The following is a 22,964-nucleotide window of genomic DNA, read 5'->3' as shown; positions in this document are numbered from 1 at the left end:
AGGACTGCCAAAGGGTATAAAAAAGCTAGGCTGAAAAGAACAGAAGGGAGCGGAGGCTATGATTCGATTTGAAAATGTCACAAAACGCTTTCCTGATGGAACGGAAGCATTAAAAGACATATCACTCGTTCTTCCCACTCATGAATTGACTGCTATTATCGGCCCCAGTGGATGCGGCAAGACTACTTTGATGAAAATGATCAATAAATTGGAGAAACCGACTGCCGGGAGTATCTATATTGACGAAAAACCCATTAATGGAATGGATGAAGTTCAATTGCGCCGTTCTATCGGTTATGTTATTCAACGTATTGGATTGTTTCCCCATATGACCATTTCGGATAACGTGGCGTTGGTCCCGAAACTGCTGGAATGGCCAAAAGCCAAAAAAGAAGAGCGGGTGCGGGAATTGCTCGAGTTGGTCGGGTTGGATCCTGCAATCTATATGGATCGCTATCCTCTTGAATTGAGCGGAGGGCAGCAGCAGCGTGTAGGAGTAGTCCGGGCATTGGCTGGAGATCCCAATATTGTCTTAATGGATGAACCGTTTTCAGCGCTCGATCCCATCAGCCGGGAACAATTGCAGGACGAACTCCGGAATCTTCAGCAAACCATCAATAAGACCATCGTTTTCGTCACACATGATATGGATGAAGCATTGAAGATCGCAGATTCCATTATTGTCATGCGTGACGGCCAAGTCGAACAGACAGGAACACCTCAGCAACTGATCGACCAACCGGCAAACGAGTTTGTCCGCAATTTCATTGGCGTAGAACGCATCAATCAAAAGCGCACATTCGGAGAAAAGAGATTAGCGGAGTTTCTTGGCTTATTTACAAGAGATTGGTCGGGGGATGCAGAGAAGATTTCTGCAGATTCGACGATTGAAACTGCTTTTAACCAACTGGATAAAAGCGATCAGGACTATCTGGCGATCATTGAAGATGGGAAGGTCATGGCTTATGCCAATGACCGTGATTTATTGAAAGCGGCTCTTGTTAAGGAAGCGGAGGTATTGGTATGAGAAATTTCCTCGATACACTCGTCAGCCGACAGGATATGATCATCAGTGCACTTTTAGAGCATATTTATTTGTCTTTTGTAGCCGTTGCAATCGGCATTGCGATTGCACTGCCATTGGGAATTATCATCACGCGCTACCGGCGCTACGCTGAACCGATTATTGGCGTGACAGCTGTTTTCCAAACCATACCGAGTCTTGCGCTATTCGGCTTTTTGGTTCCGATTCTGGGCATTGGCTCACCGACTGCATTAATTGCGCTCATCATCTATGCCCTGTTGCCGATTCTGCGGAATACATATGCGGGGATTGTGGGTGTCGATGGCTCCACAATCGAAGCGGGGCGGGGAATGGGCATGACCCGGACGCAGATCCTGCGGCAAATTGAATTGCCGCTCGCCTTGCCATTCATCATGGCCGGGATACGGACAGCGACTGTTTTGACTGTCGGCATCGCTACGCTTGCAACATTCGTCGGGGCCGGCGGTTTAGGGGATATCATCTACCGCGGCCTGCAATCGTATAATAATGCGTTGGTTCTGGCAGGAGCCCTCCCAGTTGCGCTGCTTGCCATCGGTTTTGACCAGATATTGAAATGGATTGAAAAGAGGGCAACGCCAAAAGGCTTAAAAACATAGGAGGAAATGAGAATGAAAAAGATAGCATTTGGTATTTTATTGGCTGGAACCACAGTCATTGCGGGTTGTGGATCAGGTGGAGATGCATCAGATCCACTTGTGATTGGCGGTAAGCCATGGACAGAACAATACATTCTTCCTTATATTCTTGGGCAGTATATTGAAGCAAACTCGGAATACACAGTAGAGTACGAAGATGGCCTTGGAGAAGTGGCGATTTTGACGCCTGCTTTGGAGCAAGGAGACATCGATATGTATGTGGAATACACCGGTACCGGATTGAAGGACGTTTTGAAAGAAGAATCAGTACCGGGACAATCTTCGGAAGAAGTGTTGGAGATTGTCAGAGCGGGGTATGAAGAGGAATTGGATGCCACATGGCTTGAGCCGCTTGGATTTGAAAACGGCTATACTTTAGCATTTTCTAAAGACAGCGGTTATGACGCGGAAACTTACTCGGATTTAGCTGAAATTTCGAAGTCGGAAAATATGCGTTTTGGCGCACCGCACCCTTTCTATGAACGCCAAGGTGATGGTTTTGATGACCTAGTCGCGACTTACCCTTTTGAGTTTTCAGCTACGGAAAGTTTTGATCCAGCCATTATGTACGAAGCTGTCCAAAGCGGAGAAGTGGATGTTATTCCAGCCTTTACAACAGATAGCCGCATCGAATTATTCGATCTTGAAACAACGGAAGACGATCTTTCGTTTTTCCCGAAATACGATGCAGTTCCAGTTGTCCGAATGGAAACACTTGAAGAATACCCAGAGCTTGAGGAAGTCTTAAGTGGACTGGCTGGGCAAATCAGCGAAGAAGAAATGCTGGCCATGAATTCGCGCATTGATGTAGATCAGGAGGTCGCGAGTGATGTCGCTCGTGAGTTCCTGATTGAAAAAGGATTAATTGAAGAATAAAAAGGGATTCCGCAGCTTAGGCTGCGGAATCTTTTGGTTTAAGAAAACAAATGGCAGCTCTTTGTTGAGGCTGTATGCGCTTTTTTATTGTCCGAATGTCGGTGGTCGGTAACATGTTGCTTCCGCTTTTGGGCGCCTCCGCTTTTCTTGTAGCATTTGGCAATAGGTTCTTGTACAATGGATTTAATGAGTGAATAGTCATTCAATTCTGTAAAATGAAAGCGATTTCGCAAAATTAAAAGGGGTGAAGAGTATGAGAGAAGTTGTGATTGTAGAAGGAGTACGGTCGCCGGTAGGGCGCAGAAAAGGGCAGTTTGCCAATCAACGCCCGGATGAATTGGCGGCTTTGGTGCTGGAAGCGCTGGTGGCGCGTGCAGGAGTAGACAAAAGTGAAATAGAAGATGTTATTTTAGGTTGTGTTTCACAGGCCGGGGAGCAAGGGGGCAATATTGCGCGCACGGCTGCATTGATTGCCGGATTTCCCGATCATGTGCCTGGCGTTACCATCGATCGCCAATGTGGGTCAAGCCAGCAGGCAGTGCATTTTGGGGCGCAGGCAATTTTAGCGGGAGATATGGATATTGTCATTGCGGGCGGTGTAGAAAGTATGACGCGTGTGCCGATGTTTTCCAATATGCAAGGTGCAGAAATGAGCGGGAAACTGACGGATCAATATGAAATCATCAACCAGGGATTGTCGGCAGAACGCATCGCTGAAAAATGGGGATTTACTCGAGAACAACTTGATGCCTTTGCCGTGCAAAGCCATGAACGGGCACAAAATGCCATTCAAAAAGGATATTATGAGCGAGAAATCGTTCCGATTGAAACGCAGGATTCAGATGGTGAAAAACAAACGGTTACGGTAGATGAAGGACCGCGGCCTGGAACGACACAGGAAGTTCTCGGGGGACTGAAAACCGTCTTTGACGAGAATGGCGTAATTACTGCCGGAAACGCCAGCCAGATGAGTGACGGTGCATCTGCAGTCTTGCTGATGTCGGCAGAAAAGGCGCGGGAATTAGGTTTGAAACCGAAAGCGCGGATTCTGGCGCGTGTCGTGGTGGGCTCAGATCCGACATTGATGCTGACGGGGCCAATTGCGGCAACAAGGAAAGTGCTTGAAAAAGCAGGGCTCGAAATTGGTGATATGGACCGTTATGAAATCAATGAAGCATTTGCGCCAGTTCCGCTGGCGTGGCTGCACGATATCGGCGGAGATCCTGAAAAACTGAATGTCAACGGCGGCGCAATTGCACTTGGCCATCCGCTTGGTGCGACCGGAACCAAATTACTGGTATCGCTGCTGCATGAACTGGAGCGGACAGATGGCCGTTATGGTTTATTGGCGATTTGCGAAGGCATGGGAATGGCCAATGCCACCATCATTGAAAAACTGTAGACTGGTTTGAAGACTAAGGGGGATGACAATGGATTTTTCAAAGGTTAAAGCAGTGGTGACAGGCGGAGCGTCCGGGCTTGGAGAAGCGACAGTGCGCCGTATTGCAGAAAGTGGTGGGAAAGCGGCTATTTTCGATTTGAACGCAGAGCGGGCAAAAAAGCTGATCGAGGAATTAGGGGAAGAATCGGTCATCTACAAAGAAACCGATGTGACGGATGCGAAGCAGGTCGAACAGAATATAAGTGAAACGCTGGAGCAGTTCGGCAGTATTGATTTGATTGTCAATTGTGCAGGAATCGGTACACCCGGAAAAGTATTGTCCAAAGGCACACCAATTGGACTGGATCAGTTCGAAAAAGTCATCAAAGTGAACCTGATCGGCAGCTTTAATGTAATCCGGGTTGCCGCGGCGGCTATGCAGAAAAATGAGCCAAATGAAGAAGGGGAGCGCGGAGTCATCATTTCAACGGCATCAGTAGCCGCATACGAAGGCCAGATTGGACAAGCAGCCTATAGTGCGTCAAAAGGCGGAGTGGTATCGATGACGTTGCCGATAGCCCGCGAACTGGCAAGAGATGGAATCCGCGTCATGGCAATTGCGCCCGGCTTAATGGAGACGCCGATGGTGGAAGGGCTGCCGGATGCCGCAATTGCTTCATTGTCTGCGGCGGTGCCATTTCCGGCGCGTCTCGGAAAACCGTCTGAATACGCACAATTGGTGGAAAGCATTACAGCAAATCCGATGTTGAATGGAGAAACAATCCGACTCGACGGAGCAATCCGCATGCAGCCGAAATAAGGGGGACAAAGAGGATGGGGAAATACCGTTTTGAAGAAGAAGAACAGGTGATGTTCCGCAAGTCGTTGCGCAAATTTCTGGAGAAAGAAGCAGTCCCGAATTATGACCAATGGGAAAAAGATCGCCTTATTCCAAAATCTTTCTGGAAAAAACTTGGGGATATGGGCTTTTTAAGTCCTCAAGTCGAAGAACAGTATGGCGGTCTTGGACTTGATTTTCGTTATGCAGTTGTTATCGGAGAAGAGATGGAACGTGTGGGTGCCAGTTTGACAGGCGTTGGCCTCCACAATGATATCACCGTCCCTTATATTGAAGCTTATGGCAACGAAGAACAGAAACAGCGCTGGCTGCCAGGCTGTGTTTCAGGCGACCACATTACAGCGATTGCTATGACAGAACCAGGTGCTGGATCTGACCTGGCGAATATATCGACCACTGCCATTCGGGATGGCGACAACTATATTGTCAATGGCCAGAAAACGTTCATCACCAACGGCATCAATTCGACATTGGTGCTGGTGGTCGTGAAAACTGATCCGAAAGCAGAACCGAAGCACCGGGGAATTTCGTTATTGATGGTAGAAGAAGGGACGCCAGGCTTTGAGAAAGGGCGCAAGCTGGATAAAGTCGGCCTTCATGCACAAGACACGTCCGAACTGTATTTTGAGGATTGCGTTGTTCCGGCCGCAAATTTGATCGGCGAAGAGAACAAAGGCTTTACCTATTTGATGGAAAAACTGCAGCAGGAACGCTTGGTGGTCGCAATGGCTGCACAAGTGGCTTCAGAAGATATGCTGGAAATGACCTTGGAATATGTGAAGTCAAGAAAAGCCTTTGGCAAGCCGATTGGCTCGTTCCAGAATTCCCAATTTAAATTGGTGGAAATGGCGACGGAAATCGAATTGGGCCATTCTTTTTTGGAATCGCTCATTGAAGACCATATGGCTGGAAAAGATATTGTTTCCAAAGTGTCGATGGCGAAATTCTGGCTGACCGACACGGCCAAAAAGATTTCGGGTGAATGCATGCAATTGCATGGCGGATACGGCTATATGGAAGAATACAAGATTGCACGGCGGTACCGGGATATTCCGGTGGCTGCGATTTATGCCGGTTCCAACGAAATCATGAAAACCATCGTTGCTAAACGGATGGGCCTATAAATGAAAGAGGCGCTAAAAGGCGTGCGCATACTGGATGTCACTTATTACGTGCCAGGACCGTATGCGGGAATGCGGCTTGCTGAACTGGGTGCGGAAGTCATCAAAGTTGAACCGCCCGCGGGTGATCCGGCGCGCTATATGAGCGGAGGGCATGTCCATCGGGCCAATAATCGGGGCAAAAAAATTGTCCATATCGATTTGAAATCACCTGAAGGCCGCCTGGAAATGTTGGAATTAGTGAAAAACGCTGATGCCCTCATTGAAACATTCAGGCCGGGTGTCATGAAGAAGCTGGGGCTGGATTATAACAGTTTGAAGGATGTAAAGCCTGATTTGGTTTATTGTTCCTTATCGGGTTACGGGCAAACGGGTGAAATGGCTGGCTTGGGCAGCCACGATTTAAACTATATGGCTCTGTCCGGTGCTTTGGATCAAATGAGGGATGCATCCGGCAGGCCGATCCATCCAACAAATACATTCGCTGATTTTACCGGAGGATTGCTGGCTTCGGAACAGTTGCTGGCCGCTTTGTTGAAAAAATTCAGGACCGGACAAGGGCAGTACTTGGATATCGCCTTGGCTGGAGTGATGGCGGAATTTCTTGGTAATCATGACGTCTATCACGAAGCGGGAGTTTCGGAAAGAGGAATTCCGGAAATTGGCGGCACGCGTATCAGCTACGCCATTTATGAAACAAAAGATGGCCGCTATATGACTTTGGGGGCGCTGGAGGAAAAATTTTGGCGTGCTTTCTGTGGTTTTGCCCACCAGCCGGAATGGTTGGAGTGGGGAGACAAGCCTCTGGAAAGTCCGGAACACCAGAGAGTCGCAAAGTTTTTCAAATCGAAGGATTGGCAGGAATGGTACCGGATATCATTGCAGGTGGATGCCTGCCTGGCGCCTGTATTAAAGGCGCATGAACGGCATGAACACCCATTTTTCATTGAAAAAAACAGAACGAAAAAGGAGTCGGATGTGACATGATGGATTCGCCGTTATTATTATCATCTTTCGTAAAAAGAGCAGAGCGCTATTTTCCTGAAAAATTGATCATTTCACGGACCGGAGAAAATATGGTCCATCGCATTCCTTATAAAGAATTTGCCGTGCGCACACGTAAACTGGCCGCCGCTTTGACGAAAATCGGCATGGACCGAGGCACGAAAGTCGGAAGCTTTGCCTGGAATCATCACCGCCACCTGGAGTTGTATTTTGGTGTGCCGGGTGCCGGTGCTATCCTGCATATGATCAATATCCGCCTGTCTCCGGAACACATCGCTTATGTCATCAACCATGCCGAAGATGAAATCCTAGTGGTCGATCATGATTTATTCCCGTTGATTGAAAAGCTGGCGCCAATGCTGAAAACAGTCAAGCATTTTGTCATCATGAAAGACGGGACAGATTTGCCGGAAACGACACTTGAAAACGTCTATTCCTATGAAGAATTGCTGGCCGCTGAAGACGGCAGCTTTGAATTCCCGGAAGATCTGGACGAAAACACGCCGGCCGGCATGTGCTACACATCGGCGACTACCGGCAATCCAAAAGGTGTCGTTTATACGCACCGTGGGCTGGTACTCCATAGTTATGCGCTGGGCATGTCCGATGCCATGGGCTTGTCGGAACGTGACATTGCCTTGTCGATTGTTCCGATGTTCCATGCCAATGCATGGGGGCTGCCGTTTGCCAGTGTCTTGTTTGGCACTACGCAAGTATTGCCGGGGCCGGGCTTTGCTCCGGGCATGCTGCTGGATTTGATTGAATCCGAGAAAGTTACGTTGACTGCCGGTGTCCCAACCATTTGGATGGGCGTACTGAAAGAACTGGAAGCAAACCCGCGAAATATCGAAACGCTCCGGATGATCATCTGCGGTGGATCGGCTTCACCGAAAGGCTTGATCCGGGCGTTTGAGGAGAAATACGGTGTGCCGTTTGTGACGGGCTATGGGATGACGGAAACGGCTCCGCTTGTCAGTTTGGCCATCACCACTTCGGCCATGGCTGATATGACGATGGATGAGCGCATCGAACGCCGCTCGATGGCAGGTTTGCCGATGCCAGGACTGGAAGTACGGATCGTCAATGAAAACGGTGAAGCTCCGTGGGATGGCGAAACGATGGGTGAGCTGAATGTCAAAGGCGCCTGGATTGCCGATGAATACTATAAAGATGAACGGACCGCAGATGCCTTCAAGGATGGTTGGCTTTATACGGGTGACATCGCTGTCATCGAACCGGATGGCTACATCAAGCTGACGGACCGGACGAAAGATCTGATCAAGAGCGGTGGGGAATGGATTTCATCTGTAGATCTGGAAAACGCATTGATGACACATGAGGCAGTTTTTGAAGCGGCAGTTGTCGCCATTCCGCATGAAAAATGGATGGAGCGTCCGCTTGCCTGTGTGGTCCTGAAAGAAGGCTATGCTGAAGACGAAGCGACGAAATCAGAATTGCTGACGTATCTGGAGAGCCAGTTCGCCAAATGGTGGGTCCCGGACGATGTGGTCTTTTTGAAAGAAGTGCCGAAGACCTCGGTCGGGAAATTCCTGAAAGCGGCTTTGCGAAAAGAACTGGATGGCTATTATCAGTGATTATTAGTTAGTGGAGCGCAAGCGGCCGGGAAACTCTGGCTGCTTGCGTTTTTTCTTATTGTTGAGGGTCCGCAGGATGCGGATCATGTAAGCGTTGCGACAGGAAGTCGCGCTTTTAGCTTACGTTCCTTTAGTCGGCTGCCTTCGCTTTTCTTTGTCCAGACTCCGGCAGCCAGCCTCTCGAGTCGCTTCAACCTTTCCAGCAATGGCTGAAGAACGCCATTACCGGCAAGGCTTCCAGCGCTTGTCGAGGCTAAACGGCTGCCTTCGCATTTCTTTGTCCAGACTCCAACGGCCAGGTCCTAGGGTCATAAGCCAACCCAGTGTCCAGCTGCAAGTGCCTAGCTCTTCGGGATGTAAGCCGCTTTGGCTGTGCGGCTGAAAACACGCCGCTTCGCCAACTCGTCTTACACCTGTCAGAGCTGGACAGGCACTTTCACTTTTCATGCTGTGTGGCAAAGAGCGCCACTTCGCTGGGCTGTCTTATGCCTGTCGGACCTACATGGCCGTTTGCGCATTTCTTTGTCCAGACTCCGGCAGCCAGCCTCTCGAGTCGCTTCAGCCTTTCCGGCACTGGCTGAAGAACGCCATTACCGGCAAGGCTTCCAGCGCTTGGCGAGGCTAAACGGCTGCCTTCGCTTTTCTTTTACTTGACAGAATATACAAAACCTTTTAAGATAAGGGTCAACTTGTTGTACGAGAAGCAAGTCCTTTTGAGAGAAGAGCTTAGAGAAGACGAGAATAGAAGAGTGTATAAATCGAGGATTGAGACGAGTAGGCAGGGAAATCCATTTAGAGAGTCAGCGGCTGGTGGAAGCTGATTGGATAAACTGCGCGAATGGACTTAGGAGAGCTGGCCTGAAAGCGGAAGCGAGTAAGGGAGACGTAAGCCCTGCGTTAAAGGGAAAGGCGAAGAGCCTGTTTAAGTGAGTGCAGAAATTCATTGCATTAATGCGTGGTGGTACCGCGGTTTTAACCCGTCCCCGCAATCAGATAGCTATCTGATTGCGGGGATTTTTGTATTCAAAAACGAGACGAGGAGAGATTAGCATGAGCAGAGTAGAGAATATGAGTGAACAAATGATGTATGAAAAATCATTGGAAATTTTGAACGGCACAATAGATGAACAGCAAGTGAAAGGTTTTTTATCCGGATTGCATGAAAAAGGCGAGACGGCAGATGAATTGGTAGGATTGGTCAAAGCGATGCGTGAAAAAGCGGTGGAACTTCCCGCAATAGACGGGGAGTTGGTTGATGTTTGTGGAACCGGTGGAGACCGTTCCTACAGTTTCAACATCAGTACCTTGACAGCTTTTGTTTTGGCAGGCTGCGGCTTGACGGTCGCCAAGCATGGCAACCGCAGTGTCTCCAGCAAAACCGGCAGTTCAGACGTTTTGGAAGCACTGGGCATTTCAACAGAAACGGATGTTGCAGCGATTCCAACGATGCTTGACCAGACCGGGATTGCGCTGTTGTTCGCGCCGGCGATTCATCCGGCACTTGGAGGCCTGCGCCAAATCCGTAAAGACATTGGTACGCCGACCATCTTTAATTTAGTCGGACCTTTGGCGAATCCGCTGCCGATTACGGTTCAGATGACGGGCGTTTATCGTCGCGACATGCTGGAGCCGATGGCGGATGCTTTGATCCGGCTGGGCCGGAAAAAAGGGGCTTTGGTCCACGGAGCAGGCGGGCTGGATGAACTGTCGCTTGCCGGTACCAATGAATTGATCGTTTTTGATGAATTGGGCAAGCGGAAAATGACCATCCATCCCAATGAAGTTGGTTTGGAAGTCGCTCCTATCGAAGCAATTCGTGGGGGAGACCCTGAACGCAATGCAGAAATTTTTATGGACGTATTATCTGGAACCGATAGCCCTTATCTGGATACTGTTGCTTTGAATGCAGGAACTGTATTGTATGTCAGCGGCAAGGCTGAAACGGTGAAAGAAGGGGTGCAGCAGGCGAAAACATCACTCAAATCAGGCGAAACCGCGCGTGTCTTCGACTTGCACCGGTTAGCAGCGGGGGTATTTGTATGACGATACTGGATAAAATCATTGCCACTAAACATGAAGAAATAAAAACCTATAAACCGGTCGAGCCGGACACTATCACTTTTCCCGAAAAGACGAAACTGCTTCAGCATCTGCAGGAAAAGAACGGTGTGATATCGGAAATCAAACGGGCTTCTCCATCAAAAGGTGATATTCAGACAGAAGTGGATATTGTGGCGCAAGCCAAAAAATATGAAGCAGCAGGAGCGGCCGCAATTTCGGTCCTCACTGATGAAACTTACTTTAAGGGGTCGATTGACGACTTGCGCGAAGTGGCGCAAGCTGTTTCGATTCCTGTCTTGTGCAAAGACTTTATGATCAGTGAAATTCAGATTGACCGTGCCCAAAACGCGGGAGCGACGATCATCCTGTTGATTGTTGCAGCACTCGAAAACCAGCAGCTGAACAGCCTTTACCAGTATGCCCTATCAAAAGGACTCGAAGTTTTAGTGGAAGTCCACGATGAGCAGGAACTGCAGGCGGCACTCCAGTTGGATGCAAAATTAATCGGTGTCAATAATCGTGATTTGAAGACTTTCGACGTATCGATTGAACGAACTGCGCAACTGGCTGAAAAATTCCCCTTTGATGGGGAGCGGGTGCTGATCAGCGAAAGTGGGATGCACACAAAAGAAGACGCGAAATTCGCTTATGCCAGTGGAGCTTCTGGTATTTTAGTAGGCGAAGCGCTGATGCGATCAGAAGATCCGGGGAGCTGGATCCGACAGGCAACCAGTGAGGAGGCAGTCCAATGACCAAAGTGAAGATCTGTGGTTTGAAGGAAGAACAGCATGTCAAAGCGGCAGAGCGGGCTGATGCCATCGGTTTTGTATTTGCCCCGAGCAAACGCCAGGTGACGATTGAGCAGGCAGCTGAATTAGCTAAGCATATTCCCGTAGATACCGATAAAATCGGTGTTTTCGTCAACGCAACTTTAAAGGAAATCGAGGATACAATCGCAGGCGTTCCATTGACGATGGTTCAGTTGCACGGAGATGAACCGGATGAGCTGATCAAAGCGATTCGTGTACCGGTCATTCAGGCTTTCTCGATCCGTACGAAAGAAGATGTAGGGAAATTGAAGAAGTCTCAGGCTGATTACATATTAGTGGATGCTCCCGGTACGGATTACCGCGGAGGCAGCGGCAATGTATTTGATTGGTCCTTGTTGGACGGAGCTGATATTGATCCAGCCCGCCTGATTGTGGCGGGTGGCTTGAATCCCGGAAATGTCCACGCGGCAATCGGGCAAACCACTCCTTATATGGTGGACGTTTCAAGCGGAGTCGAAACAGACGGACGTAAAGACACGGCGAAAATACAGGAATTCATTAAACAGGTAAAGGATGATTCGATGGAACAGACAATAGAAAAAACAGGTTTTTTTGGCAAATACGGCGGACAATTCGTACCGGAAACCTTAATGAAAGCAGTCAAGGAATTGGAAGATGCTTACGAAGCGGTAAAAAAAGATCCCGAATTCTATAAAGAATACAATCATTACCTATCAGAGTATGTTGGACGCGAACAGCCGCTGACATTCGCCAAAAGGATGACAGAAGCATGGGGCGGTCCGAAAATCTATTTAAAACGGGAAGACTTGAATCATACCGGTGCCCATAAAGTGAATAATGCAATTGGCCAGGCCTTGCTTGCCATGCGCATGGGCAAACGCAAAATTGTAGCGGAAACAGGAGCGGGCCAGCATGGTGTGGCGACTGCGACGATTTGCGCGCTGTTCGACTTGGACTGTGTCATCTTCATGGGTGAAGAAGACATCAAGCGCCAACAACTGAACGTCTTCCGCATGAAGCTTCTGGGCGCGCGTGTGGAAAGTGTCACAAAGGGCAGTGCAACTTTGAAGGATGCTGTCAATGAAGCCTTGCGCTACTGGGTTTCCAATGTGGAAGATACGCATTACCTGATTGGTTCGGCTCTTGGGCCGCATCCGTTTCCAACAATGGTCCGCGATTTCCAACGTGTCATCGGCGATGAGACGAAACGTCAGATTCTGGATAAAGAAGGACGGTTGCCTGACGCTATTTTGGCATGCGTCGGCGGTGGCAGCAACGCCATCGGTATGTTCTATCCCTTCATTAAAGATAAAGACGTTCAATTGATCGGCGTTGAAGCAGCTGGGCAAGGTGTGGATACGGACAAGCACGCTGCGACTTTAACGAAAGGCACGGAAGGCGTACTTCACGGCGCGATGATGAAATTATTGCAGGATGATGCCGGGCAAGTCCAGGAAGCGCACTCGATTTCTGCGGGTCTTGATTATCCGGGAATCGGACCGGAACATGCTTATTTGGCGGATATCGGCCGCGTTGAATACCGTTCGATTACGGACGAGGAAGCGCTTGAGGCGGTCATCAGCATGTCCCGTCTGGAAGGAATCATTCCGGCACTTGAATCGGCGCATGCTATTGCGGAAGCCCAAAAGCAGGCCAAGACCATGACTGCTGATCAGATTATGGTCATTTGCGTATCAGGCCGCGGCGATAAAGATATGGCAACATATGCTGAGAAACTGGAGGGACTGTCATGAATCGTTTAGAGCAGCTGAAAAGTACAGGGAATAAAGCGTTTGTCGCTTACATCATGGCGGGAGACGGCGGCCTTGACCGCTTAAAAGAACAAGTGCAGTACCTGCAGTCGGCCGGCGTGACAGCCATTGAAATCGGCATTCCGTTTTCAGATCCAGTAGCGGATGGCCCGACGATTGAAGCGGCGGGCAACCGCGCGTTAAAACAAGGGGTTACACTTCAGAAGGTATTGGAAGAACTCCAAAGCTGGACATTTCAAGTCGAAATTCCTTTGCTGGTGATGACTTATTTAAACCCGGTGCTGAAATTTGGCGTGGAACGCTTTGCCGCTGAATGTGGAAAGGCCGGAGTTTCAGGTGTCATCATACCGGATCTTCCTTATGAACATAAAGAGCTAGTCCAGCCTCATCTCGATAAAGAAGAAATCAAGTTGATTCAACTGGTGACCTTGACGACGACCGATGTTCGGCTGGATGATATTCTCAGTGGAGCGGAAGGCTTTGTCTATGCGGTAACGGTCAAAGGCATAACGGGATCGCGCGATGAAATGTCGGAAGATGTCAAAGCCTTTATGCGCAAAGTCCGGGACAAAAGCCCGGTTCCGGTTTATGCTGGATTCGGAATTTCAAAAAGCAGCCATGTCGACATGCTGCGTGATGATGTAGATGGCTTTATTGTAGGGAGCGCCATTGTAGAGGCTTTCAATGACAATCGAATTCAGGAAATTGAACCGCTTATCCATGCAGTGACTGCCATCCATTCGGTATAATGCCGATAGGAGGAGATTTTATGTTTACACCAGTCACTGCTGAGTTTTTCCATGCTCCGACTTTGGAGCTGTCCCGTAAATTGCTTGGCCAGATTTTGGTCCATGAATTGCCGGAAGGCCTCGTTGCAGGGCGCATCGTAGAAACCGAAGCCTATATGGGTGCGGAAGATCGCGCTGCCCACAGCTTCGGCAATCGCCGAACCAAGCGAACGGAAATCATGTTCGGAAAACCCGGACTCGTTTATACCTATCAAATGCATACCCATACATTGATCAATGTCGTCAGCGGACCGGAAGATACCCCGCGGGCGATTTTGATCCGTGCAGTCGAACCGGTGGAAGGCATCGACCTGATGGCGGAACTGCGCGGCAAGCATATGCCGATGAAGAATTGGACCAGTGGACCAGGCAAGCTGACCAAGGCGATGGCCATCACGATGGATCATTACGGCCATCATTTTACAGAGAAACCACTTTATATCGCTCATGGAGATCCAGTCCATGCTGTATCGGTCGGACCGCGGGTCGGCATTGGAAATTCACTCGAAGCGGTTCATTATCCTTATCGTTTCTGGGAGTCGGAAAATCCCTTTGTTTCGAAATTTCGCTAGTTCTGTGTTTAATTTCATCTTTTCGTGGAATACTGGAAGAGAATGATTAAACAGAAGGAGTGGTAGAAAGTGGCAAAAATTGCAACGTTGATTACAGATATGTTCGAAGATGTGGAATATACAGACCCGTCAAAAGCATTTAATGATGCAGGTCACGAAGTTTTCACCATCGAAAAAGAAGCAGGCAAAGAAGTTACCGGCAAACAGGGAGAAGCGGTTGTCACCATCGATAAAGGCATTGATGATGTCAGCCCGGACGATTACGACGCTTTGTTCCTACCCGGAGGATTTTCTCCGGATCAATTGCGTGCGGATGACCGGTTTGTGAAGTTTACAAAAGCTTTCATGGATGCAAAAAAACCCGTCTTTGCCATTTGTCATGGACCTCAATTACTGATTACGGCAAAAGCATTGGAAGGCCGCAAAGCGACAGGCTATAAATCGATTCAAGTTGACATGGAATATGCGGGCGCCACAGTGGTGGACGAAGAAGTGGCGGTATGCCAGGACCAATTGGTCACCAGCCGCCAGCCGGATGACCTTCCGGCGTTCAACCGCGAATCGCTGCGTCTCCTGGAGAAATTAGCTTAATAAAGAACAGATCCCGAACTGGCAGGGCCGGTTCGGGTTTTTTCATGGGAAAAATCCGTTTAAAATCAAAGAAGTGAACAGGTTCCGAAAAAAGCTGACTGGGATTCTTAAATTTCTTCTTGAATACATAAGTATTTACTTATATAATGGAATGATTGAAGAAGGAAAAAGGCAAGTTATGAAATAGGGAGCTGTTGGAAAAGTGGATGTATTTTTAGCGAGTTTTATTTTTATTGTCACTTTGATTTTTGTTATTTGGCAGCCGAGGGGCTTGTCGATCGGCTGGTCCGCAATTGCGGGGGCAGTTGTTGCGTTGCTGTTTGGCGTTGTTGATTTCGGCGATGTCTGGGATGTAACCGGTATAGTCTGGAACGCAACATTGACATTTGTTGCATTGATCATCATTTCATTGATTCTTGATGAAATCGGCTTTTTCGAATGGGCAGCTTTACATATGGCGCGTTTTGCCAAAGGCAGTGGATTGCGGATGTTTTTCCTGGTCATCATGCTGGGGGCAGTTGTTGCCGCGTTGTTCGCCAATGACGGGGCTGCATTAATCCTGACGCCTATCGTTTTGGCGATGGTCCGGGCGTTGAAATTTAAAGACGCGATGATTTTGCCATTTATTATGGCTTGTGGGTTTATCGCCGATACGGCGTCGTTGCCTTTTGTAGTCAGCAACCTAGTTAATATTGTCTCTGCAGATTTCTTTGGCATCGGCTTTACCGAATACGCCATCCGCATGGCTGTACCGAACTTGTTCAGCATCGCGGCAAGTATGCTGGTCCTGTATCTGTATTTCCGGAAAGATATTCCGAAGCATTTTGATGACAGTGTGTTGAAAACGCCGGCTTCGGCAATAAAAGATATCAAGATTTTCCGTTTGTCGTGGGCAGTGCTGGTGATTTTGCTGATTGGTTATTTCAGCAGTGAAGCATTGAATATTCCGGTTTCCTTTATCGCTGGATCGGTCGCCATCATTTTCCTGGCGATTGCGCGTAGAAGCAAATCCGTTGAAACGATGACTGTTTTAAAAGGCGCGCCTTGGGCCATCGTCTTTTTCTCCATCGGCATGTACGTGGTGGTATATGGTTTAAGAAATGTGGGGCTGACATCTGTGCTGGCAACAGCGATCGAATGGACAGCAAGCCACGGCTTGTATGCAGCGACAATCGGAATGGGCTTTATCGCAGCGATTCTGTCGTCTGTCATGAATAATATGCCGACCGTCATGATTGATGCATTGGCCATCGCTGAAACCGATACGACCGGAGTTGTTAGAGAGGCGTTAATCTATGCCAATGTAATTGGTTCAGATTTGGGGCCGAAAATTACGCCGATCGGTTCATTGGCAACTCTATTATGGCTGCATGTGCTGAAAACCAAAGGCGTAGAAATTACATGGGGCTATTATTTCAAAATCGGTATCATCCTGACGGTTCCGACTTTGTTCATCACATTGACCGGTCTGTACCTATGGTTGACAATCTTAAACTGAATCGACAAAAAAAGGAGTATGCCACTGGCATGCTCCTTTTTGTATGGATATGAAAATATATGAGATGATCGCCTGCGTTTTTCTAATCTAAGAACTTGGCCAGGTAAATTTCGTTATGTGGCTCGTCATTAATCATCATGGATTTTTGTCGAATGCCTTCAGATTCAAATCCAGCTTTTTCATATAATTTACGGGCGGGTTCATTTTCTTCGACGACTGTCAATTCCAGACGGGTAATGCCTTTTTCCTTGGACCATTCCTCTGCCTTTTGAAGCAGGGATTTTGCGATTCCTTTGCCTTGCGCATCCTTTTGAAGACCGAGATCAATCAAGGCACGATGAGCGGCCCGTTTGGCTGCATTGCCCATAATCATCAAATAACCGACATGCTGGCCGTTGAGGATAGCGATGATGATGGTTGAATGGCCGCTTTGTTTCCATTCGATAATTTGTTTGCGGACTTTTTGTGTGGATTGGGTCCGTTCATCTTTGGCATACAGCATGAAATCGGATTCGGATTCCACTGTTTTCTGTAAAGCGGCAAGAGATCGTGCGTCTCCATGCTCTGCTGTTCGGATCAACAGGATGTCCTGGTCTTCGTCATCATGAGCCGAACCATTTCCGTTTGAAAGGTCAGCTCTCTCGAAGACAACAAAGCGATCTGGTTCAACATCGCTGACCAAATAACCAGCGTCTACCCACGCATGAAAATGTTTTGCTGGCGCTTTTGTCTTTTTCCACCAGCTTTTGTTTAAGTAAGCAGCATTGGGTAAATTTTGTCCCATAATTTGTTCGATTTCAGAAAATGTTAATTTTATTGAGGAATTCTTCGCTCCGGAGAAATAATCGGCCAGAGGAATGTATTTCTTTTCCAGTAAAATAGTCACAGGCATCTCTTCCTTCCACCTAACTTTAAATTAGTTAGTCATATTATACCATTCGCATGTGCTGAAGTACATAATGAATTTTAAAAATACAGATAATTCTATAAACTTTAACTTCTTTAGGTTTATTTTTCTGGTTTACAGAGTTTGGTTTTTTCAATTCAGCTTCTTATGATAGAATAAGCACAGGAACTAAGTTTTACAGGAGGCTATCATTCATGTCAAATGTTTTAGTATTGGGTCATAAAAATCCGGACACCGATTCAATTTGTTCGGCCATTTCATATGCATATTTGAAAAATGAAATGGGCATGGTTGCTGAACCGATCCGCTTAGGTGAAGTGAACAATGAAACTTTATTTGCTTTAGAGACTTTTAAATTTGATCAGCCAAGATTGGTGACGCATGTTGCCAAAGAAGCCGAGCAGGTGATTCTCGTGGATCACAACGAACGCCAGCAAAGTGCTGAAGACATCAATGAGGTTCAAGTGATTGAAGTAGTGGACCATCACCGCATCGCCAACTTTGAAACTACGGATCCTCTTTATTTCCGTGCGGAGCCGGTTGGCTGCACAACAACAATCATCTTTAAGCTCTTTAAAGAGAATGGTGTTGAAGTGCCAGCGAATATCGCGGGCTTGATGCTATCGGCTATTATTTCGGATTCTCTTCTATTTAAATCGCCGACTTGCACACCCCAAGACGTGGAAGCTGCCGCTGAACTGGCGAAAATCGCGGATGTGGATGTACAAAGCTATGGCCTTGATCTATTGAAAGCTGGAGCTGATTTGAGCAATAAAACATTGGAAGACCTGATTTCTTTGGATTCGAAGGAATTCGAAGCGGGCGATCACCGATTTGAAGTTGCCCAAGTCAATGCTATTGACGTGGAAGAAGTCATGGTCCGCCAAAAAGAGCTGGAAGTGTTAATGGCGAATACCATTGCCGCTAAAGATCTCGATCTTTTTGTTTTTGCTGTTACAGATATCCTCAACAACAATTCAGTCGCCATCGTTCTTGGCGAAAGATCCGGTATCATCGAAGGCGCCTTCAAATCAAGCGTTGTTGATAACCGCGTCTTGTTGCCGGGTGTGGTGTCACGCAAGAAACAGATTGTTCCTGTTATTACCGAAGCATTAAGCTGATTCCCTTTTGGGAGTCAGTTTTTTTGTGGGTTAATAATATAACACATCAGGACAGGCGCCTGCGTTTTTCCTCATGTCCAGCTCCGGCGATCAGACCTTCGGAGTCATAAGCCACGCTGGCTGTGCGGCTGAAAAGATGCCGCTTCGCCACCGCGTCTTATGCCCGTCAGGTCTAACACGATCGCCTCCGCTTTTCCTTTCACAGGCAAAAAAATTGAGCGCTGTTGTTTTCGTTGCTATAGTTAATGGCGAGGTGGATAATATGAAAATTGAAGTTTGGTCAGATTATGTATGCCCATTCTGCTATATAGGCAAACGGACTTTGGAAAAGGCATTGGCTCAATCGGGCTTTGAAAGCCAAGCGGAGATTTCGTTTAAGGCTTATCAACTAGATCCGAAAACGCCGACTGATTCTACTGTCTCGACTTATGAAAGTTTAGCGAAGAAATTAGGGCAAACTATGGAACAGGCGAAAGAAATGACTAAGGGAGTGGCGGAACATGCCCGCTCGGTTGGTTTGGAATATGACTTTGATAATATGATAGAAGCCAATACATTGGCTGCTCATCGTTTGGTGAAATGGGCCGAGACCCATGGGAAAGATGCGGAACTGACTGAACAGCTTATGCATCAGTATTTTGTGGAAGCGAAAAATGTTGGCAGTCATGATATTTTATTGATCATTGCAGAAGCAGTTGGTTTGCCACGTGATGAAGCGAAGCAAGTACTGGAATCGGATCAATTTATGGCGCAGGTTCAAGTTGATATCGCTGAAGCCGGACAGATTGGCGTGCAAGGCGTACCGTTTTTTGTGGTCAACCGCAAATATGCGCTTTCCGGTGCACAGCCTTTGGATGCGTTTGTTGAAGCATTAGAGCAGATCGCTGAAGAAGAAGGCATCCGTCCCAAGCTAAAACCGATGGGCAAAAAGAAAACCAGTTATTGTACAGGAGATTCCTGTGACGGAATATAAGATCGAGGCAGAGTAATTGACTTTTACTCTGCCTTTTCTTATGATAAGAAAGTGCTTTTAATTTGAGATAAATAATTTTAATATAATTACAAAAGGAGTTTTAACCTAATGACTAACGTTTTAGTAGTAAAAGCAAATAACCGCCCTGCATCTGAAGGGGTTTCAAGCAAGATGTACGAAGTATTCATGGACTCAATCGGCATGGGTACGGATCTTGAGATCAATACCTTCGATGTATTTAAAGAAGATATGCCATATTTCGGCCAGGATTTCTTTGATGCTATGCAAAAATCTGCACAAGCTGAAGAAATGACTGATTTGGAGCAACGCATTTTAACTGCTGCCAACAAAGCAATGGACGCATTTATGGATGCTGATGTTGTTGTGTTCGCATTCCCATTATGGAATAAAACAATTCCTGCACCGTTGCAGACGTTCATCGATTACGTTTACCGCGCAGGCGTTACGTTTAAATATACAGCTGAAGGCCCGGTTGGCCTTGTTCCTGAGAAAAAAGTCATCATCTTGAACGCTCGCGGCGGAGTTTATTCAACACCTGAAATGGCTCCTGCGGAAATGAGCGTCAACTATATCCGTTTGATCATGGACTTCTTCGGCATCACTGACATTGAAGAAGTTATCATCGAAGGACATAATATGTACCCAGACCGCGCTGAAGAAATCATTGCGGATGGCATGAAACGTGTAGAGCAATCTGCAAATTCATTGGTAAAAGTATACGCATAAGTTTTTTCATGAAGGACTGCCCTTAAAGGGTGGTCCTTTTTTGTTTTCAGGGAGTTTCGACAGTAAATGTGGCAGAGTGGACAATAAAACAGCTGGATTGGACCGTATTTCATCAATTTCGGACGGTATATCCAAATAACTGGTAAATCTCAATGAGAACGGGCTAACTTGATTAGGATTTTCCAATAGGGGTAGACATTTATTAATAAAAGCTTTTTAAGGAGGAATGGCATGGTGCAGAGTGAAAACGTGAGTCGGGTTCCAAAAGAGCAAAAGTCCTATTGGAGAGAATACAAGGATATTCCAAGCTATCCCGCTTTACAGGAGAATGAGTCGACGGATATTGCGGTTGTTGGCGGGGGGATGGTTGGCATTATCACTGCCTATCTATTGGCGAAAGCCGGCAAAAAAGTGACGTTGCTTGATGCCGGGAAATTGGTCGATGGGGTCACAGGCAATACGACTGCAAAGATTACAGCGCAACACGGCCTGTTTTATTATCCGCTGGTTAAGCTCGTGGGAGAAGAACAGGCGAAGCTTTATTACCAGGCAAATATGGATGGTTTGAAGTTCATCGAAGAAACTGCTGGTGAACTCGGCATCGATTGCGATTTCTCGCATCATGATGCCTTTGTTTATGCAACTACGGCTGTAGGAGCCAAACTGGTTGAAAAAGAGGCAGAAACCTATCGGCAACTGGGCATCGACGGTGAGCTGGCAAAAGACGAAGTCGAATTGCCTTTCCAGGTGAAGGAAGCGGTTGTCATGCGCGGCCAGGCACAGTTTCATCCGGTGAAATATCTGGCAGGCCTGGTCAAGGAGATTGAGCGGCTTGGCGGCAAAATCTACGAACAGACCCGCGCGATGAAGATTCTGAGCAAAAATGATCCCGTTATTCAAACCGAAAACCTTTCACATCTATCGTGCAATAAAGTCGTTGTTGCAACCCATTATCCGTTCAACGATTTTGATGGCATGTATTTTTCGCGGCTTTCCGTCAACCGCTCGTATGTTATTGCAGCCAAAGTGAGCGGCAAGATTCCGAATGGCATGTACATCAGCGGCGATATGCCATCCCGTTCCCTTCGCTATGCACCGGGTGAGAATGGGGAGAAGCTGTTGCTGATTGGCGGCGATGGGCACGCTACCGGCAAAAGTTCCAGCGAAACCATGGAGCATTACCACAACCTCGAGAAGTTCGGTGACGAGCATTTCGGCATCCAGGAAATTCCGTACCGCTGGTCGGCGCAGGATATGACAACGCTCGATCAGATTCCCTATATTGGGACTATCACTGCAGGCTATGACAACATCCTGGTGGCAACCGGCTTCCACAAATGGGGGATGTCGAACGGTGCATTGGCCGGCATGCTCCTGACAGACCAGATTTTGGGCAAGGAAAATCGTTACACCCCAGTATTCAGCCCAACTCGTCCTAAGATGAAGGCTGTGGACGTAGCGAGCTTTGCAAAAGACAACGCATCGGTTGCCAAGGAATTGGTCAAAGGCAAACTGAAAAGGGCTTCCAAAACAGTCGAGGATCTTGGGAAAGACGAAGGTTCATTAGTCAAAGTCGGCAAGAAAAAAGCCGGCGGTTACCGGGATGAATATGGTCAAGTGCATCTTGTTGATACCACTTGTACCCATATGGGATGCGAAGTCAATTGGAATGACGCCGAACGTTCCTGGGACTGCCCGTGCCACGGCTCCCGTTTCTCCCATACCGGAGAAGTGTTGAATGGGCCGGCTGTCAAACCGTTGAAGAAACTTGAAGAAGAATACTGAAAAGCTGAAGATGGACAATAAAGATGCAGAACTTAAGATTTCATAAACTAAAAAAGCAGTGCGAGGAATTTCCTCGCACTGCTTTTTTGGCTTTCGTGTCGGCTTGATGGAACAGCCCTTCCCGCTTTTCTCTATTATGCAGGGTTGCCTTCTAATTCCAAAGTGATTTTGATGTCTTCGCCGACCATTACGCCGCCTGTTTCAAGTGCCTGGTTCCATGTAAGGCCAAAATCTTTACGGTTTACTTTGCCTTCTACATTAAACGCCACGACTTCAACGCCCCATGGGTTTGTGCCTTTGCCGCCGTATTCTACTTCAAAAGTAGCTGGGCGCGTAACACCTTTCATCGTAAGGTCGCCAGTCAATTCATATTCGCCGTCTTTTTTGACGATGTCATTGGCTTTGAATGTGATGTGCGGGAACTGCTCAACGTCGAAGAAGTCAGCTGAACGCAAGTGGTTGTCGCGGTCTGTGTTGTTTGTGTTGATGCTTGCTACGTCGATTTTAAAGTCGATCAACGCACCTTGCAGGTCTTCTTCGTTTGCTTCTACGTGTGCTTCATAAGATGCGAAAGAGCCTTTTACTTTTGAAATCATCATGTGTTTTACGGAAAATCCGATTTCTGAGTGCGCTGTGTCTACTGTCCATTTTTTCATGTCAAATTCCTCCTAGAAATATTGTTCTAACTTCAATATAACGGCATTAAATCTCAAAGTCAATAGTTATTAATTAATAATTCTCGAATTCGAGATATTATTTTATTGGACTTTTGTCCTGAACCTTGCTATATTGCTTGTCAAATCGGTATGAAAATCGGATA

At 47.4% G+C, this 22,964-nt stretch carries 21 protein-coding genes and 1 other annotated feature; of the genes, 19 read left to right on the top strand and 2 right to left on the bottom strand.

Annotation, left to right across the window (positions count from 1 at the left end):
* Positions 1-58: 58 nt before the first annotated feature.
* The 15 genes from AC1MEO_RS10905 (at position 59) to AC1MEO_RS10835 (ending at position 16,611) form a co-directional block, all read left to right on the top strand.
* A complete protein-coding gene (locus tag AC1MEO_RS10905; protein WP_480330296.1) occupies positions 59-1,027 on the top strand; it encodes an ABC transporter ATP-binding protein in 969 nt (322 codons plus the stop codon).
* Positions 1,024-1,662: an ABC transporter permease gene (locus AC1MEO_RS10900; RefSeq protein ID WP_480330294.1), complete on the top strand. Its 639-nt coding sequence runs from the start codon at positions 1,024-1,026 to the stop codon at positions 1,660-1,662. The genes AC1MEO_RS10905 and AC1MEO_RS10900 overlap by 4 nt, the downstream gene beginning before the upstream one ends.
* A gap of 12 nt (positions 1,663-1,674) precedes the next feature.
* Positions 1,675-2,577: a glycine betaine ABC transporter substrate-binding protein gene (locus AC1MEO_RS10895; RefSeq protein ID WP_480330292.1), complete on the top strand. Its 903-nt coding sequence runs from the start codon at positions 1,675-1,677 to the stop codon at positions 2,575-2,577.
* 253 nt (positions 2,578-2,830) lie between these two features.
* On the top strand, positions 2,831-3,979 hold the full coding sequence (locus AC1MEO_RS10890; RefSeq protein WP_480330290.1) for a thiolase family protein: 1,149 nt from the start codon (positions 2,831-2,833) through the stop codon (positions 3,977-3,979).
* Between the two features lie 28 nt (positions 3,980-4,007).
* Positions 4,008-4,778 (top strand): 3-hydroxyacyl-CoA dehydrogenase, encoded by a 771-nt coding sequence (locus tag AC1MEO_RS10885; RefSeq protein WP_480330288.1) that lies wholly within the window; start codon positions 4,008-4,010, stop codon positions 4,776-4,778.
* Positions 4,779-4,792: 14 nt separating this feature from the next.
* On the top strand, positions 4,793-5,941 hold the full coding sequence (locus AC1MEO_RS10880; RefSeq protein WP_480330286.1) for an acyl-CoA dehydrogenase family protein: 1,149 nt from the start codon (positions 4,793-4,795) through the stop codon (positions 5,939-5,941).
* Positions 5,942-6,925, top strand: a complete 984-nt coding sequence (locus tag AC1MEO_RS10875) for a CaiB/BaiF CoA transferase family protein (protein ID WP_480330284.1) — start codon at positions 5,942-5,944, stop codon at positions 6,923-6,925. It begins immediately after the preceding gene.
* Positions 6,922-8,538, top strand: coding sequence for a long-chain fatty acid--CoA ligase (locus tag AC1MEO_RS10870; RefSeq protein WP_480330282.1), 1,617 nt, complete (start codon positions 6,922-6,924; stop codon positions 8,536-8,538). The genes AC1MEO_RS10875 and AC1MEO_RS10870 overlap by 4 nt, the downstream gene beginning before the upstream one ends.
* Before the next feature lie 752 nt (positions 8,539-9,290).
* Positions 9,291-9,526, top strand: a binding site (T-box leader).
* A gap of 62 nt (positions 9,527-9,588) precedes the next feature.
* Positions 9,589-10,581, top strand: a complete 993-nt coding sequence (gene trpD, locus AC1MEO_RS10865) for an anthranilate phosphoribosyltransferase (RefSeq protein WP_480330280.1) — start codon at positions 9,589-9,591, stop codon at positions 10,579-10,581.
* Complete coding sequence (gene trpC / locus AC1MEO_RS10860) at positions 10,578-11,351, top strand: indole-3-glycerol phosphate synthase TrpC (RefSeq protein ID WP_480330278.1); 774 nt, start codon at positions 10,578-10,580, stop codon at positions 11,349-11,351. The genes trpD and trpC overlap by 4 nt, the downstream gene beginning before the upstream one ends.
* Entirely contained in the window at positions 11,348-13,144 is a 1,797-nt protein-coding gene (trpB, locus tag AC1MEO_RS10855) for a tryptophan synthase subunit beta (RefSeq protein ID WP_480330276.1), read from the top strand. The genes trpC and trpB overlap by 4 nt, the downstream gene beginning before the upstream one ends.
* Positions 13,141-13,911 (top strand): tryptophan synthase subunit alpha, encoded by a 771-nt coding sequence (gene trpA, locus AC1MEO_RS10850; RefSeq protein WP_480330274.1) that lies wholly within the window; start codon positions 13,141-13,143, stop codon positions 13,909-13,911. Before trpB ends, trpA begins: the two co-directional genes overlap by 4 nt.
* Before the next feature lie 20 nt (positions 13,912-13,931).
* Positions 13,932-14,522 (top strand): DNA-3-methyladenine glycosylase, encoded by a 591-nt coding sequence (locus AC1MEO_RS10845; protein WP_480330272.1) that lies wholly within the window; start codon positions 13,932-13,934, stop codon positions 14,520-14,522.
* Between the two features lie 69 nt (positions 14,523-14,591).
* A complete protein-coding gene (locus tag AC1MEO_RS10840) occupies positions 14,592-15,113 on the top strand; it encodes a type 1 glutamine amidotransferase domain-containing protein (RefSeq protein WP_480330270.1) in 522 nt (173 codons plus the stop codon).
* Positions 15,114-15,315: 202 nt separating this feature from the next.
* Positions 15,316-16,611 (top strand): arsenic transporter, encoded by a 1,296-nt coding sequence (locus tag AC1MEO_RS10835; RefSeq protein ID WP_480330268.1) that lies wholly within the window; start codon positions 15,316-15,318, stop codon positions 16,609-16,611.
* An 82-nt stretch (positions 16,612-16,693) separates the two neighbouring features.
* On the opposite strand, the gene AC1MEO_RS10830 is transcribed toward AC1MEO_RS10835, so the two are convergent.
* Positions 16,694-17,503, bottom strand: coding sequence for an N-acetyltransferase family protein (locus tag AC1MEO_RS10830; protein ID WP_480330266.1), 810 nt, complete (start codon positions 17,501-17,503; stop codon positions 16,694-16,696).
* Positions 17,504-17,712: 209 nt separating this feature from the next.
* Here AC1MEO_RS10830 and AC1MEO_RS10825 point away from each other — a divergent pair, with 209 nt between their 5' ends.
* The 4 genes from AC1MEO_RS10825 (at position 17,713) to AC1MEO_RS10810 (ending at position 22,144) form a co-directional block, all read left to right on the top strand.
* A complete protein-coding gene (locus AC1MEO_RS10825; protein ID WP_480330264.1) occupies positions 17,713-18,639 on the top strand; it encodes a manganese-dependent inorganic pyrophosphatase in 927 nt (308 codons plus the stop codon).
* 262 nt (positions 18,640-18,901) lie between these two features.
* Entirely contained in the window at positions 18,902-19,612 is a 711-nt protein-coding gene (locus AC1MEO_RS10820) for a DsbA family oxidoreductase (RefSeq protein WP_480330262.1), read from the top strand.
* Positions 19,613-19,720: 108 nt separating this feature from the next.
* On the top strand, positions 19,721-20,359 hold the full coding sequence (locus tag AC1MEO_RS10815) for an FMN-dependent NADH-azoreductase (protein WP_480330260.1): 639 nt from the start codon (positions 19,721-19,723) through the stop codon (positions 20,357-20,359).
* A 231-nt stretch (positions 20,360-20,590) separates the two neighbouring features.
* Complete coding sequence (locus AC1MEO_RS10810) at positions 20,591-22,144, top strand: FAD-dependent oxidoreductase (protein WP_480330258.1); 1,554 nt, start codon at positions 20,591-20,593, stop codon at positions 22,142-22,144.
* 134 nt (positions 22,145-22,278) lie between these two features.
* On the opposite strand, the gene AC1MEO_RS10805 is transcribed toward AC1MEO_RS10810, so the two are convergent.
* Entirely contained in the window at positions 22,279-22,800 is a 522-nt protein-coding gene (locus AC1MEO_RS10805) for a YceI family protein (RefSeq protein ID WP_480330256.1), read from the bottom strand.
* Positions 22,801-22,964 lie beyond the last annotated feature (164 nt).

The sequence above is a fragment of the Planococcus sp. BI3 genome (genome assembly GCF_056680115.1).
This window is presented reverse-complemented; position numbering and strand designations above follow the sequence as displayed.